This window comes from Leifsonia sp. 1010 (genome assembly GCF_031455295.1).
Taxonomy (GTDB): Bacteria; Actinomycetota; Actinomycetes; order Actinomycetales; family Microbacteriaceae; genus Leifsonia.
In genome coordinates, this window is record NZ_JAVDSL010000001.1 from 40,946 (window position 1) to 56,496 (window position 15,551).

11 protein-coding genes are annotated in these 15,551 nt (G+C 69.7%); 1 reads left to right on the forward strand and 10 read right to left on the reverse strand.

Annotated features, from left to right (window positions below; all coding sequences use genetic code 11):
- Positions 1–73: 73 nt before the first annotated feature.
- The 6 genes from rpoC to J2Y42_RS00270 form a co-directional block, all read right to left on the reverse strand.
- Positions 74–3,949 carry a DNA-directed RNA polymerase subunit beta' gene (gene rpoC, locus J2Y42_RS00245; RefSeq protein WP_309853507.1) on the reverse strand — a complete coding sequence of 1,292 codons (3,876 nt, stop codon included), beginning with the start codon at positions 3,947–3,949 and terminating at the stop codon, positions 74–76.
- 47 nt (positions 3,950–3,996) lie between these two features.
- Positions 3,997–7,494: a DNA-directed RNA polymerase subunit beta gene (gene rpoB / locus J2Y42_RS00250; RefSeq protein ID WP_309853509.1), complete on the reverse strand. Its 3,498-nt coding sequence runs from the start codon at positions 7,492–7,494 to the stop codon at positions 3,997–3,999.
- A 440-nt stretch (positions 7,495–7,934) separates the two neighbouring features.
- The gene (locus J2Y42_RS00255) at positions 7,935–9,014 is read right to left on the reverse strand and encodes an aldehyde reductase (RefSeq protein ID WP_309853511.1); all 1,080 of its coding nucleotides are present in this window, start codon (positions 9,012–9,014) and stop codon (positions 7,935–7,937) included.
- A 52-nt stretch (positions 9,015–9,066) separates the two neighbouring features.
- Positions 9,067–9,735, reverse strand: a complete 669-nt coding sequence (locus J2Y42_RS00260) for a response regulator transcription factor (RefSeq protein ID WP_309853514.1) — start codon at positions 9,733–9,735, stop codon at positions 9,067–9,069.
- Complete coding sequence (locus tag J2Y42_RS00265; protein ID WP_309853517.1) at positions 9,732–10,880, reverse strand: histidine kinase; 1,149 nt, start codon at positions 10,878–10,880, stop codon at positions 9,732–9,734. Before J2Y42_RS00265 ends, J2Y42_RS00260 begins: the two co-directional genes overlap by 4 nt.
- A gap of 40 nt (positions 10,881–10,920) precedes the next feature.
- Positions 10,921–11,436, reverse strand: a complete 516-nt coding sequence (locus J2Y42_RS00270) for a hypothetical protein (protein ID WP_309853520.1) — start codon at positions 11,434–11,436, stop codon at positions 10,921–10,923.
- A 152-nt stretch (positions 11,437–11,588) separates the two neighbouring features.
- On the opposite strand from J2Y42_RS00270, the gene J2Y42_RS00275 reads away from it, so the two are divergent.
- Positions 11,589–12,470 (forward strand): fused MFS/spermidine synthase, encoded by an 882-nt coding sequence (locus J2Y42_RS00275; protein WP_309853523.1) that lies wholly within the window; start codon positions 11,589–11,591, stop codon positions 12,468–12,470.
- Between the two features lie 14 nt (positions 12,471–12,484).
- Here the strand turns inward: J2Y42_RS00275 and J2Y42_RS00280 are convergent, their stop codons facing one another.
- From J2Y42_RS00280 to J2Y42_RS00295, 4 genes are read right to left on the reverse strand one after another with little or no spacing between them, the layout of a single operon-like run.
- Entirely contained in the window at positions 12,485–13,390 is a 906-nt protein-coding gene (locus J2Y42_RS00280; RefSeq protein WP_309853526.1) for a biotin-dependent carboxyltransferase family protein, read from the reverse strand.
- Complete coding sequence (locus J2Y42_RS00285; protein ID WP_309853529.1) at positions 13,387–14,013, reverse strand: allophanate hydrolase subunit 1; 627 nt, start codon at positions 14,011–14,013, stop codon at positions 13,387–13,389. The genes J2Y42_RS00280 and J2Y42_RS00285 overlap by 4 nt, the downstream gene beginning before the upstream one ends.
- On the reverse strand, positions 14,010–14,771 hold the full coding sequence (locus J2Y42_RS00290) for a 5-oxoprolinase subunit PxpA (protein ID WP_309853531.1): 762 nt from the start codon (positions 14,769–14,771) through the stop codon (positions 14,010–14,012). The genes J2Y42_RS00285 and J2Y42_RS00290 overlap by 4 nt, the downstream gene beginning before the upstream one ends.
- Positions 14,768–15,424 (reverse strand): CGNR zinc finger domain-containing protein, encoded by a 657-nt coding sequence (locus J2Y42_RS00295; protein WP_309853534.1) that lies wholly within the window; start codon positions 15,422–15,424, stop codon positions 14,768–14,770. The genes J2Y42_RS00290 and J2Y42_RS00295 overlap by 4 nt, the downstream gene beginning before the upstream one ends.
- Between the last annotated feature and the right edge of the window lie 127 nt (positions 15,425–15,551).

Genomic DNA, 15,551 nt, shown 5'->3' on the forward strand with positions numbered 1-15,551 from the left:
CTCCCAGGTCGAACGGGGCGGGAACGACGAAGGCCCCCGGCGCAGTGCGCCGGGGGCCTCGTCGTACGGGACCTTAGTTGTAGGTTCCGGGGGTGTAGTCGTCCGAGCTGAAGCTGTCGAAGTCGACGAAGCTCAGGTCGCTCTCGCTGAACGCGGAGTCGTCGGCGAAGATGCGGTTGGGGTACCGCTCCGCCTTGGCCTCCTCGGTCGCCTCCACGGAGACGTTCCGGTAGCGCGACAGACCCGTTCCGGCCGGGATGAGCTTACCGATGATGACGTTCTCCTTGAGACCGATCAGCGGGTCGGACTTGCCCTCCATGGCCGCCTGCGTCAGGACGCGGGTGGTCTCCTGGAAGGACGCGGCCGACAGCCACGACTCGGTCGCCAGCGAGGCCTTGGTGATACCCATGACCTCCTGACGGGCGGACGCCGTCTTCTTGCCCTCCTGCAGCGCAGCACGGTTGATCTCGTTGTACCGCGAACGGTCGACGAGCTCACCCGGCAGCAGGTCGGTGTCGCCGTGGTCGACGACGGTGACCTTGCGGAGCATCTGGCGGACGATGACCTCGATGTGCTTGTCGTGGATCGGCACACCCTGCGAGCGGTAGACGCCCTGCACGCCGCCCACCAGGTGCTTCTGCACCTCGCGGACGCCCTTGACCCGGAGGACCTCCTTCGGGTCGACGGTGCCGACGATCAGCTGCTGGCCGAGCTCGACGTGCTGCCCGTCCTCCACCAGGAGGGTCGAACGCTTCAGCACCGGGTAGACGTGCGGCTCGTCGCCGCTGTCCGGGGTCAGGATGACCTTCCGGGACTTGTCCGTCTCCTCGATGACGATGCGACCGGCGGCCTCGGCGATCGGCGACGCACCCTTCGGGGTACGAGCCTCGAACAGCTCCTGGACGCGCGGCAGACCCTGGGTGATGTCGTCCGCGGAGGCCGAACCACCCGTGTGGAACGTACGCATGGTGAGCTGCGTTCCGGGCTCGCCGATCGACTGGGCGGCGATGATGCCGACCGCCTCGCCGATGTCCACCAGCTTGCCGGTCGCGAGCGAACGGCCGTAGCAGGCGGCGCAGACGCCGACCGCCGACTCACAGGTCAGCACGGAGCGGACCTTGATGTCGGTGACGCCGGCGGCGACCAGCTTGTCGATGAGCACGTCGCCCACGTCGTCGCCCGCCTTCGCGACCACGGTGCCGTCCGTTCCGACCGCGTCAGCGGCCAGCGTACGGGCGAACACCGAGTTCTCGACGTTCGGGTCACGGGTGAGGGCGCCGTCCGCACCGACCGTTGCGATCGGCAGGTCGAGACCCTTGGTCGTGCCGCAGTCGTCCTCACGGATGATGACATCCTGCGAGACGTCCACCAGACGACGGGTCAGGTAGCCCGAGTCCGCCGTACGGAGAGCCGTGTCGGCCAGACCCTTACGGGCACCGTGCGTCGCGATGAAGTACTCCGCCACCGACAGTCCCTCGCGGTACGAGGAGATGATCGGACGAGGGATGATCTCACCCTTCGGGTTGTTCACCAGACCACGCATACCGGCGATGTTGCGGACCTGCAGCCAGTTACCACGGGCACCGGACGTCACCATGCGGTTGATGGTGTTGTCCGCCGGGAAGTTGGCGCGCATGGCCTCGGCCACCTCGTTGGTCGCCTCGGTCCAGATCTTCACCAGCTCCTGGCGACGCTCGAGGTCGGTCGTCAGACCCTTCTCGAACTCGGAGGTGATCTTGGCGGCCTTCTTCTCGTAGCCGGCCACGATCTGCGCCTTGTTCGGCGGGGTCAGGATGTCGCTCAGCGACACCGTGACGCCCGAGCGGGTGCCCCAGTAGAAGCCGGCGTCCTTGATCCGGTCGAGCGCCGCGGCGACCTCCACCTTCGGGTACCGCTCCGCGAGGGCGTTCACGATCGACGAGATCGTGCCCTTGTCGGCGACCTCCTCCACGTAGGGGTAGTCCGCCGGCAGCGTCTCGTTGAAGAGGGCGCGACCGAGGGTGGTCTCCACGATGGCGGTGATCGGGGTGGCCCCGGTGTCGGCCGCGTCGGACGGAACGTAGTTGTCCAGACGGATCTTCACCTTGGCGTTGAGGTGCAGCGTGCCCTGGTCCTTCGCGAGGATCGCCTCGGAGACCGAGGAGAACGCGCGACCCTCGCCCACAGCGCCCTCGCGGACGGTGGTGAGGTGGTGCAGACCGATGATCATGTCCTGCGAGGGCAGGGTGACCGGGCGGCCGTCCGACGGCTTCAGGATGTTGTTCGAGGCGAGCATCAGGATGCGGGCCTCGGCCTGAGCCTCCACCGACAGCGGCAGGTGAACCGCCATCTGGTCGCCGTCGAAGTCCGCGTTGAACGCGGCGCAGACGAGCGGGTGGAGCTGGATGGCCTTGCCCTCGACGAGCTGCGGCTCGAACGCCTGGATGCCCAGACGGTGCAGGGTGGGTGCACGGTTCAGCAGCACGGGGCGCTCGCGGATGATCTCCTCGAGCACGTCCCACACCTGCGGGCGCGAACGCTCCACCATCCGCTTCGCGGCCTTGATGTTCTGAGCGTGGCTCAGGTCGATCAGGCGCTTGATGACGAACGGCTTGAACAGCTCCAGCGCCATCTGCTTGGGCAGACCGCACTGGTGCAGCTTGAGCTGCGGACCAACGATGATGACCGAACGGCCGGAGTAGTCGACGCGCTTACCGAGCAGGTTCTGGCGGAAGCGACCCTGCTTGCCCTTCAGCATGTCGCTGAGGGACTTGAGGGCGCGGTTGCCGGTACCCGTGACGGGACGACCGCGGCGGCCGTTGTCGAACAGGGCGTCGACGGCCTCCTGCAGCATGCGCTTCTCGTTGTTCACGATGATCTCGGGAGCACCGAGGTCGAGCAGACGACGCAGGCGGTTGTTGCGGTTGATCACGCGGCGGTACAGGTCGTTCAGGTCGCTGGTGGCGAAACGGCCACCGTCGAGCTGGACCATCGGGCGCAGCTCCGGCGGGATCACCGGGACGACGTCGAGGACCATCGCGGCCGGCGAGTTGCCGGTCGCCAGGAACGACGAGACCACGCGCAGTCGCTTGATCGCGCGGATCTTCTTCTGACCCTTGCCGTTGGCGATCTGCTCGCGGAGCAGCTCGGCCTCGGCGTTCAGGTCGAACGCCTGCAGGCGACGCTTGATCGCCTCGGCGCCCATGTAGGCCTCGAAGTACAGGCCGTAGCGGTCGACGAGCTCGTTGAAGTCCGCGTCCTCGGGCTTGAGGTCGCCGACCTTGAGGGTGCGGAACGACTCCCACACGCGCTCCAGGCGGGCGATGTCCTCGTCGAAGGACTTGCGGATCTGGCCCATCTCCTTCTCCGCCGTGTCCTTGACACGACGCTTCTGGTCGGCCTTCGCGCCTTCCTCCTCGAGCGCGGCGAGGTCGGTCTCGAGGCGCTGCAGACGCTCGGCGACGCGGGCGTCGCGCTGGTCGGACAGCGTCTTGATCTCGAGGCGCAGCTCGTTCTCGAGACCGGGGAGGTCGGCGTGACGGCCGTCCTCATCCACCTCGATGACCATGTACGCGGCGAAGTAGATGACCTTCTCGAGGTCCTTCGGCGCCATGTCGAGCAGGTAGCCGAGACGGCTGGGCACACCCTTGAAGTACCAGATGTGCGTCACCGGGGCGGCGAGCTCGATGTGGCCCATGCGCTCACGACGGACGGAGGACTTGGTGACCTCCACGCCGCAGCGCTCGCAGACGATGCCCTTGAACCGGACGCGCTTGTACTTGCCGCACGAGCACTCCCAGTCGCGGGACGGTCCGAAGATCTGCTCGCCGAAGAGTCCGTCCTTCTCCGGCTTCAGGGTCCGGTAGTTGATGGTCTCCGGCTTCTTGACCTCGCCATAGCTCCAACGACGGATGTCGTCAGCGGTGGCCAGGCCGATACGCAGCTCGTCAAAAGTTGTTGCGTCGAGCAATGTTCCTTCTCTCCTATGGAAGATTCGTCAGTAGGTCTGGCTGCCGCTTAGATTTCGTCGATCGACGACGACTCGAAGCGGGAGGAGATGTTGATTCCGAGCTCCTCCGCGGCGCGGAAGGCCTCGTCGTCCGAGTCGCGCAGGCTGACCGCCTGGCCGTCGGCCGACAGGACCTCCACGTTCAGGCAGAGGGACTGCATCTCCTTGATGAGCACCTTGAAGGACTCCGGGATGCCCGGCTCCTGGATGTTCTCACCCTTGACGATGGCCTCGTAGACCTTCACGCGGCCGAGGATGTCATCCGACTTGATGGTCAGGAGCTCCTGCAGCGCGTACGCGGCACCGTAGGCCTCGAGGGCCCACACCTCCATCTCACCGAAGCGCTGACCACCGAACTGCGCCTTACCACCGAGCGGCTGCTGGGTGATCATCGAGTACGGGCCGGTCGAACGGGCGTGGATCTTGTCGTCGACCAGGTGGTGCAGCTTCAGGATGTACATGTAGCCGACCGACACAGGGTCCGGGTACGGCTCGCCGGAGCGGCCGTCGAACAGCTGCGTCTTACCGGAGGAGCCGATCAGGCGGTCGCCGTCGCGGGTCGGGAGGGTCGAGTCGAGCAGACCTGCGATCTCCTCCTCCTTCGCGCCGTCGAACACCGGGGTCGCGACCTTCGTGTTCGGCTCGGCGGAGAAGGCGGCCTCGGGGAGCTCAGCGGCCCACTTCGGCTTGCCCTTGATCTCCCAGCCGTTCTTGGCGATCCACCCGAGGTGGATCTCCAGGACCTGACCGAAGTTCATTCGACCGGGGACACCCAGCGGGTTGAGGATGACGTCGACCGGCGTCCCGTCGGCGAGGAACGGCATGTCCTCGACCGGCAGGATCTTGGAGATGACGCCCTTGTTGCCGTGACGGCCGGCGAGCTTGTCACCCGCGGTGATCTTGCGCTTCTGAGCGATGTAGACCACCACGCGCTGGTTCACGCCGGAGCCGAGCTCGTCGTCGCCGTCCTGCGAGTCGAAGACCTTGACACCGATGACGGTGCCCTCCTCGCCGTGCGGGACCTTGAGGGAGGTGTCGCGCACCTCGCGGCTCTTCTCGTTGAAGATCGCGCGGAGCAGGCGCTCCTCGGCCGACAGCTCGGTCTCGCCCTTCGGCGTGACCTTGCCGACGAGGATGTCGCCGGGGCGCACCTCGGCGCCGATGCGGATGATGCCGCGCTCGTCGAGGTCGGCCAGGAGGTCCGGGCTGACGTTCGGGAGGTCGCGGGTGATCTCCTCCTTGCCGAGCTTGGTGTCGCGGGCGTCGACCTCGTACTCCTCGATGTGGATCGAGGAGAGGGTGTCGTCCTTCACCAGGTTCTGGCTGAGGATGATCGCATCCTCGAAGTTGTGACCCTCCCACGGCATGAATGCGACGAGCAGGTTCTTGCCGAGCGCGAGCTCGCCGTTCTCGGTCGCGGGACCGTCTGCGACGACCTCGCCCTGCTCGATGCGGTCGCCCTCGTCCACGATCACGCGGTGGTTGTAGGACGTGCCCTGGTTCGAGCGGTCGAACTTGCGCAGGTAGTAGGTCTGGTACGTGCCGTCGTCCGCCTGGACGGTGACCGCGTCGGCCGAGACCTCGGTGACCACACCGGACTTCTCGGCGGTGATCACGTCACCCGCGTCGATGGCCGCGTAGCCCTCCATACCGGTTCCGACGACCGGGCTCTCCGAGCGGAGCAGCGGCACCGCCTGGCGCTGCATGTTCGCACCCATGAGGGCTCGGTTGGCGTCGTCGTGCTCGAGGAAGGGGATCAGCGACGTACCGACCGACACCATCTGGCGCGGCGAGACGTCCATGTAGCCGATCTCCTCGGCGGGGATCAGGTCGACCTCGCCGCCCTTCTGACGGGCGAGGACGCGCTCCTCCACGAAGTGGCCGTTCGCGTCGAGCGGGGCGTTCGCCTGCGCGACGACGAAGTCGTCCTCCTCCGAGGCCGTGAGGTAGTCGATCTGGTCGGTGACCCGGCCGTCGACGACCTTGCGGTACGGCGTCTCGATGAAGCCGAAGGAGTTGATCCGCGCGAACGACGCGAGCGAGCCGATCAGACCGATGTTCGGGCCTTCCGGCGTCTCGATCGGGCACATGCGGCCGTAGTGCGACGGGTGGACGTCACGGACCTCGACGCCGGCACGCTCACGGCTCAGACCACCGGGGCCGAGCGCGGAGAGGCGACGCTTGTGGGTCAGACCCGCGAGCGGGTTGTTCTGGTCCATGAACTGCGACAGCTGCGACGTTCCGAAGAACTCCTTGATCGCCGCGACGACGGGTCGCACGTTGATCAGGGTCTGCGGCGTGATCGCCTCGATGTCCTGCGTGGTCATGCGCTCGCGGACGACGCGCTCCATGCGGGAGAGACCGGTGCGGACCTGGTTCTGGATGAGCTCGCCGACGGCGCGGATACGACGGTTGCCGAAGTGGTCGATGTCGTCGATGTCGAGGCGGATGTCCGTCTCGACGCCGTTGCGGAGACCCTTGATGGTGGTCTGGCCGTCGTGCAGGGCGACCAGGTACTTGATCGTGGCGATGATGTCCTGGACGGTCAGCACCGACTCCGACAGCGGGGCCTCGAGGCCGAGCTTGCGGTTGATCTTGTAACGGCCGACCTTGGCGAGGTCGTAGCGCTTCGGGTTGAAGTAGAAGTTGTCGAGCAGCGCACGCGCGGCCTCGGCGGCGACCTGCTCGCCCGGACGCAGCTTGCGGTAGATGTCCTTGAGCGCCTCCTCCTTGGTGAGGATGGCGTCCTTCTCGAGGGTCAGCTCGATGGACTGGTACCCGGCGAACTCGGAGAGGATCTCCTCGCTGGTGAGGCCGAGGGCCTTCAGGAACACCGTGACCGACTGCTTGCGCTTGCGGTCGATGCGGACACCGACCTGGTCGCGCTTGTCGATCTCGAACTCGAGCCACGCACCGCGGCTCGGGATCACGCGTGCCGAGAAGATGTCCTTGTCGGACGTCTTGTCGGCGGTGGCCTCGAAGTACACGCCCGGGGAGCGGACGAGCTGCGAGACGACGACACGCTCGGTGCCGTTGATGATGAAGGTGCCCTTCTCGGTCATCAGCGGGAAGTCGCCCATGAAGACCGTCTGGGTCTTGATCTCACCGGTGAGGTGGTTCATGAACTCGGCCTCGACGTAGAGCGGGGCAGCGTAGGTCTTGCCCTTCTCCTTGCATTCGTCGATCGAGTACTTCTTCTCCTCGAGGAACGGGTTCGTGAACGAGAGCTGCATGGTCTCGCCGAGGTCCTCGATGGGAGAGATCTCCTCGAAGATCTCCTCGAGGCCCGTGTTGGCGGGAAGATCCTGACGGCCCTGGGCCTCGGCTTCTGCGACGCGAGCCTTCCACGCGTCGTTGCCGACCAGCCAGTCGAAGCTCTCGGTCTGCAGTGCGAGCAGATCGGGAACGGTCAGGGTGTCCGTGATCTTGGCGAAGGAGAGTCGGGATGCGGCTCGTCCGTTCTTGGGTGTCTTGTCGGTGTTGGTTGCGTTGCGCGCAGCAGCCAAGGAAATAACCTCCGGGGCCCCGTCGGGCCAGTTACTGTCGGTCGTGTATCTATCAGGACGAGAACTCCCAGTCACGTCGCGCTGCCGTATCTGACCCGAAAGAACGGGCCCAGGCACACGCGGAGAAAGTCAGAGCCGACCGCAATATGAAGGCAGAAGTTTGACTGGGAGCGCAAAGAACAACTATATGTCAATCGGACGCGCCGTGTCCAGTCTTTTCTTGACCGGAGACACGTCCTGATGTATAACGCGACCGCCGCGGTGCTATTCCCCGCGCTCCCTGTCGGAATTTCGGCCGGTCGGAGGCACATTTCGAGCCGAGGCGCCGTAGTGGGCACCGTCGGAGATTCGGACGCGATCCGGCCCGAACTCCATCCGCACCGCGGTGCGTCGGAGATTCGAACGATTCATACCTACGCTGGCGGGCGCGTCGCCGCGGGTCAGGTGCGGTGGGAGCGGTAGGTCGGGAGGGTGTCCACGGTGGCGATCACGGCCTCCTCGCGTGAGCGGGGCGCCCAGCCGAGCACGCTGATCGCCTTCTGCGCGGTGGCGCGGCGCGCCGTCCCGATGTCGGGGAGCGAGTCGCGGACGCGCCGGCTGAAGGGGGCGGCCGCCCGCAGCATCCACTCGGGCATCAGCTTGGTGCTGACCCGGCGCCCTGCCGCCTCGCCGAGGTGACCGCGGATCAGCAGCGCGACCTCCTGCGCCGACATGACCTCGCCGGCGATGGCGAGGAAACGCTGACCTGCCGCCTCCGGCCGCGTCATGGCGAGGAGGTGCAACGCGGCGACGTCGCGCACGTCGACGATGCCGAAGTGCACGTCGGGGAGGCGAGGGAGGCGCCCCTCCTTCAGCAGGCGGACGAGCTCGACCGAGGTGGAGATGTCCGGGCCGAGCACCGGCCCGAGGATGCCGACCGGGTTCACGGTCGCGAGCTCGAGGTCTCCGCCCTCCGCGGCGACGAAGGCCCACGCCGCGCGCTCGGCGATGGTCTTCGACTGCACGTACGGGCTCAGCCGGCGGCCGCTGTCGAGGTCGGTCCAGTCCTCCTCGGTGAAGGGCCGGTCGGTCGGGGGATGCCCGTAGCCGACCGCCGCGAAGGATGAGGTGAGCACGACGCGCTCGACGCCGCCGTCGCGGGCGGCGCGCAGCACGCGCAGGGCGCCGTCGCGCGCCGGGATGATCAGGTCGTCCGCGTTCTTCGGCTGGGAGGACGGGAACGGCGAGGCCACGTGCAGGACGAAGCGGCACCCCGCGACGGCATCGCCCCATCCGCCGTCCGAGGTCAGGTCGGCGATCGCGAACTCGAGCCGGTCGACCGGGTCGTCGACACCGCCAGCCGCGAGCTGCTGGCGGACGTCCGCGGCACGGGCCGGTGTGCGGATCGTGGTGCGCACCCGGTAGCCGGCGTCGAGCAGCGCGAGGATGCAGTGCGCGCCGAGGAATCCGGAGCCGCCGGTCACGAGCACCAGGTCGGCGGCGGGAGTGGATGGCGGGGTGGCCGCGTTCGGGTCGCTCACTCCCCCATCCTTCCCCCGGGCCCCGCCGTTGGGAAGCGGCACCGGCCTCCCGTCACGAGCGGACGAGCGCGATCGCCTGCGCGCGGTCGCGCACGGCGAGCTTCGCGAAGATCGCGTTGATGTGCGTCTTGACCGTCGCGACACTGACGAAGAGCGTCCGCGCGATCTCAGCGTTGCTCAGGCCGTCGCCGATCAAGGCGAGGACTTCGGCCTCGCGCCGCGTCAGGGAAGGGAAGCGGGCGAGCAGGGCGCCTGCCGCATCCACCTCGGCGACGGGAGCGGGCGCAGCGCCGGTGAGCGCGCCGATCACGCGCGCGCCGACCTCCGGCGCGAGGGTCGTCTGCCCGCTGGCGACGGCACGCACGGCCGCGGCGAGCTCGGCGCGGCCGGCGTCCTTCGTCAGGTAGCCGCGCGCTCCCGCCCGCAACGCGCCGACGATCGACTCGTCGTCGGCGTACGTGGTGAGGATGAGCACCGCGGTCTCCGGTGCGACCTCGCGCACGCGGGCGGTCGCCGCTGCGCCGTCGAGCACCGGCATCCGCAGGTCCATGAGCAGGACGTCGGGGCGCGCGGCCACGGCGAGCGCGACCGCCTCCTCGCCGTCCGCCGCCTCGCCGACCACCTCGATGTCGGGCAGCAGACCGAGCACGGTGACCAGCCCGTCGCGGATGATCGCCTGGTCGTCGGCGACGGCGACACGGATGCGCAGGTCGCCAGTCACCGCAGCATCGCCTCCGCCGTCAGGACGAACCGGCCGTCGGCCGCGACGGCCTGCACCGAGCCGCCGGCCGGGAGCGCGGCGAAGCGCTCGCGCATCCCCTCGAGCCCGTACCGGCCGCCGGATGCGGCGAGCGCCGATGCCCCGGCCCCGCCCGTGAGCGGATTGGAAACGATGAGGCGCACGCGGTCATCCTGCCAGACCAGCTCGGCCGCGACCGGCTCGCCTGGCGCATGCTTGCGGGCGTTGCTCAGCGCTTCCTGGAGGGCGCGCTGCAGCGCCTCGGCCTGCTGCGCGCTGAGCTCCACGCCGTCGCCCGTCACCCCGAGCTGCGCCCGCCCGCCGAGTGAACGGTGCGCGGCGATCAGCTCGTCCAAGGCGGCCCGCAGCACGGCGGGCGGTACCGGCGCGGCGCCGACCGCGGCGGGCTCGCGCAGGGTGGCGACGGCGCGACGGGCCTCAGCGAGCCCGTCGGCGGCCAGGCCGCGGGCGGCGACCACCCGCGAGCGGGCACCGTCGGTGTCGCCGGATTCGAGGAGGGCGTCCACCGCATCCAGCTGGATGACGAGGCCGCCGAGGCTGTGCGCCAGCACGTCGTGGAGATCGCGCGCGATGGCGATGCGCGACGCCTCCTCCTTCATCGCGACCGCGCGCTCGCGGAGGAGGACGGCCTGCTCCTCCGCCACCCGGAACTGCCGCCTGCTGAGACCGGCGAAGACGGCCAGCAGGATCCCGCCCATCATGGCGAGGAGGTTCGGGATGTCGGTGCCGGCGGGCACGGCGCCGAGAGCGACCAGGGCGATGCCGACGCCGCCGACGAGCAGTCCGAGCCACAGCGGATCCCGTGGGTCGCCGAGTACGACGAGCACGCCGATCGCCGCGGGGACGACGGTCAGCCCGTCCGTGGGCGCCGCGACGACCGCGCCTACGACCACAAGGACCACCGCGCAGACGAAAGCGGCGCGACGGAGCCCCGCCTTCGCCAGCGCGCTGCGCACCACCCACAGCACCACGGAGATCAGCCCGAGCACGAGCACCCACACCGGGCGGTGCTCGGTGTGGGTGCGGACGAGCGCGTAGCCGATGGCCGCGGCGCCCACCGCGGTCAGGGCCACGGCGAGCCAGCTGGGGCGGACGGAGACGTTCACTCGACCATCTTGCTGCTCACCGGGACCCGGGGCCGCCGTATCACGCGGCGAGGGCGGCGTGGCGGTCGAGGCGAGCAGCGAAGACCGCGGTGCGCGCGAGACGGTTCGCCGCGAAGATCAGCAGGATGATGCCGGTCGCGGCGGCCAGGTGCGAGCCGGCCTGCGCTGCGAGCACATCCACTCCGACGCGGACGGCGATGACGACCACCCAGAGCACCAGCCCGAGCACGCCGGTGCGCGACTCGTAGACGGCGACCTCGGACGGGTTCTTGCCCATGACGGGCTCGGGCAGCCGACGGAAGTGCGCGATGCCGCCGATCCACGCACCGATGGCAAGGGACAGCACCAGCTCGCCGGCGACCACCGCGATGTCGAGTGGCGTGATGGTCGTCGGCTTCACCTGCTGCATGAGCAGCACGGCGCCCACGACGGCGAGGATGCCGGGCATCCGCCACATCTTGGCGATCACCACCGGTCGCCAGGTCAGCTGCCGGTAGCCGACCCATCCGATGAGCAACAGGATGAGGAGAGCGTTGCCGAGAGTCTGAACGGTCATGATCGCCTTTCTGAGCGAGAGAACGGGCCGGAGTCTCCGGCACCACTCCAGCGTCGCGTCCCGCCGCGCCGGGCGGCACCGCCCTCGGGTGGAGGTCGGGTGGAGATCGCGGGTGGAGACCTGTGCGCATCCACCGCGACTAGGCTGCCGGTGTGTCTCCGAACCCGACCCCCCAGAACCCCTCGGTCGTCCTCTCGGAGAGCGGCTACCTGGCGACCGTGGAGCCCGACCGGTTCGTGCCCGGCGCCTACCAGCTCGTCGTCGACGGCACGCCGCAGTCGCATGTGAACCTCGACGATCCGTCGCAGCTGTTCTTCGAGTACATCCAGCGGATGGGCAATGTCATCGACCTGATCGGCGAGCCGGGCCAGCCCATCACGGCCGTGCACCTCGGGGCCGGCGCGCTGACGCTCCCGCGGTACATCGCCTATACGCGCCCCGGTTCGCGGCAGCAGGTCGTGGAGCTCGAGAGCCGTCTGGTGGACCTGGTGCGCGAGCAGCTCCCGCTCCCCCGCTACGCGCAGATCCGTATCCGCCACGGCGACGCCCGCGAGGTCGTCGGCAAGCTGCCGAACGGCTTGCGCGGCGAGGTCGATCTGCTCGTGGTGGACATCTTCAGCGGGTCGCGCACGCCCGCGCACGTCACGAGCGCCGAGTTCTACCGCTCGGCAGTCTCGCTGCTGAAGCCGGATGGCATCGTGCTCGTGAACGTCGCGGACGGGCCGCCGCTCAGCTTCGCCCGCAGCCAGGTGTCCACCCTCGGCTCCGTCGTCGAGAACGTCGCGGCGCTCGCCGAGACGCAGGTGCTGAAGGGTCGCCGGTTCGGGAACGTCGTGCTGGTCGGATCGAACTCGCCGCTCCCCCTCGAGTGGCTGCCGCGCCTGCTGGCGAGCGGGCCGCATCCCGCGAAGGCCGTGGCCGGCGAGGAGCTGCGGACGTTCGCCGCGGGCGCGCCGATCGTGACCGATGCGACCAGCGTGCCGTCGCCGCCTCCCGCGCGCAGCATCTTCCAGAGCGGCACTCGCCGCGACTGAGTCTCGCGGCGCGGTCAGGCGTGCCGGAAGGACACCGGCTGGCCGGGCCGCAGCTGGGCGAAGGCATCGAGCGAGCCGTCGGCCACGACGGCGATCACCGGGTACCCGCCGGTGACCGGATGGTCGGCGAGCAGCACGGTCGGACGGCCGTCGGGCGAGACCTGCACGGCGCCGGCGACCATCGGCTCGCTCGGGAGCTCGTGACGGATCGCCCGCTCCAGCAGCGGATCGGGATGCGGGGTGACGCCCGCCGCGTGTGCGGGCGCCCGCACGGGGTCGAGCCGCGCGCCGATGCGGTCGCTCTCGGCCGCGACGCGCCACTCGACGGAGAAGAAGGACTCCAGCGCCCGGTGGGTGAACCAGTCGGCTCGGGGGCCTGCGTGAGCGCGCACCTCGACGGCCCCGGGCGTCGGGTCGGCGACCGGGACGAAGTCCAGCAGCGGGAGGTCGGAGCCGGGATGCTCGCCGATCGGTACCAGGTCACCCGCCTGCAGGGGCGCCGGCCCGAGACCGGCGAGCGTGTCGCGGGAGCGCGACCCGAGAACCGGAAGCGCAGCCACCCCGCCGCGCACGGCCAGGTACCAGCGCAGTCCGGCCGTCGCCGCTCCGATCCGCAGCACCTGCCCAGAACGTGCTCGCACGGCCTGGTGCGCATCCACTGGGCGATCGTCGAGGAGAATCGAGCCGACGGCTCCGGTGACCGCGAACCAGGTGTCGCGCCCGAAGCGCGCCTCGAATGCGCCGAGGAGCACCTCGATTCCCGCGTCGCCCTCGTCGTTGCCGAGCAACCGGTTGCCCAGCCGCAGAGCGGTCCGGTCGAGGGCACCCGATCGGCCGACCCCGAGAGCCGCGAAACCGGGCCGCCCGAGGTCCTGGATGAGTGCGAGGGCACCGGGGCTCAGGATGCGCAGGCCGCTCATCGCACCTCCCGGAAGCGCACGACCGTCCCAGGCCGGAGCAGCGCGGGAGGATCGGCCGTCTCATCCCACAGCGTCGCGTCGGTGCGGCCGATGAGCTGCCAGCCGCCCGGACTCGGTCGTGGATACACGCCGCTGAACGTTCCTGCGAGGCCGACCGACCCCGGCGGCACCGCCGTGCGCGGCGTCGCCCGGCGCGGGACCTCCAGCGCGCCGCCCACCGGGCTGTCGCTCACCAGGTAGGCGAAGCCGGGCGCGAAGCCGCCGAAGGCGACCCGCCACGGGGTGCCGGTGTGGAACGCGACGACCTCCGCCTCGGTCCGCTCGGTGAGCCGGGCGACCTCCGCGAGGTCGTCGCCGTCGTAGCGGACGTCCAGTTCGACGACCCGCTCCTCGACAGCGCCGGCGGGCAGGGGCTGCGTGCGCTCGACCCAGCCGCGGGCTGCGCTGAGCGACAGGATGCGTGGCTCGACCATGACCGCGATGGTGCGGGCGGCGGGCACCAGCTCCACAACGCCCTCCGGCCGCGTCGCCTCGAGCCCGCGGAAGAGGGCGAGCACGGCATCCAGCCCGTCCAGCTCCACGAGCAGGGCGTGGTCGCCGTAGGGCAGGATGCGTGCGGTCATGCGAACGGCTCCACGCGCACTCCGGATGCGCCGAGCGCACCACGCACCGCGAGCGCCATCGCGACCGCACCCGGGGTGTCGCCGTGGACGCACAGCGAGTCCACCTCGACGGGGATGTCGGTGCCGTCGACGGCGACGACGCGGCCCTCGGTGACCATGCGCACGGCCCGCGCCGCGATCTCCCCGTCGTCGGAGAGCAGCGCACCCGGTTCGGTGCGCGGCACCAGCGTGCCGTCGGAGCGGTAGCCGCGGTCGACGAACGCCTCGCGGACGAACCGGACTCCGGCATCATCCGCCGCGCGTTCCACCGCGGAGCCGGCCAGTCCGAGCAGGGCGAGCGTCGGGTCGAAGGCGGCCACCGCATCCACCACAGCCCGTGCCTGAGCCGCGTCGCGCACGATACGGTTGTACAGCGCGCCGTGGGGCTTGACGTAGCGCACGGAGGTTCCGGCCACCCGGGCGACCCCCGCGAGCGCGGCGAGCTGGTACAGCACCTCGTCGCGGAGCTCGCCGGCGGGCACGTCCATCGCGCGCCGCCCGAATCCCGCCAGGTCGCGATAGGACACATGGGCGCCGACGGTCACGCCGTTCGCGGCGGCCTCGCGGCAGGTCGCGAGCATCGTGGACGGGTCGCCCGCGTGGAAGCCGCAGGCGACGTTCGCACTGGAGACCACCCGCAGCAGTGCGGCGTCGTCGCCCATCGACCAAGCGCCGAACGACTCCCCCAGGTCGCTGTTGAGGTCGACGGAACGGCTCATGCCCCTATTGTGGCGTGCGCCTTCGGCCCGCGGGCCGCACGGGCGCGATGAGCACGCACCTTCGCGCGGTTGCCGCAGCGCTGCATCGAACACCAGCGCCGGGTGCCGCTGCGCGAGGTGTCGAGGTAGACGAGCTCGCAGTCGTCGGCCGAGCACTCGCGGATGCGGCCGTCGACGTCCGGGCCGAAGAGGCGCACCGCATCCCGGGCGATGGTGCCAAGGGCCTGATGCGGACGCGCGTTCGTGCGCCCCGCCTGGCGCCCACCACCGGCGAGGACCGGCGGGATGTCGGGAGTCGCCGCGAAGAGGTTGACCACGTCGATGTCGTCGGGCGACAGCTCGTCGCCGCGGCTGGCCTGGCGCGCGAGGCGGCCGATGGCGGTCCGGAGGGTGCGGGCGTCGCGGAACTCGCGGTCACCGGCCGTCGGCGCGACCTCGGGGAACCGCTCGACCAGCCAGGCGTTGAGGCCGTGGGCGTCACGGACGGCATGCCGGTCGGGGTCGTTGTCGCCGTCCGTGTCGGCCGCGTGCGCGAACTCGCCGGTGTAGGCGAAGTCGAGGGCGAGCGACCCGGAGTCGAACCACCAGCGCTGACCATCGCTGGGCTCCATCCATTGTCCGGTGCCTCGGGTGAGAATCGCTTCGGTCGCCATGTAACCAACATAGTCGGTTAGCGACAGCTCCCCGGGCGGGGCTTTCGCCTCCCAGCCTAGCCCTCGCCCGAGCCCCTCCCGTGGGTCGCAACACGCCGTTATGGGCACGCCATAACGGCGCGTCGCG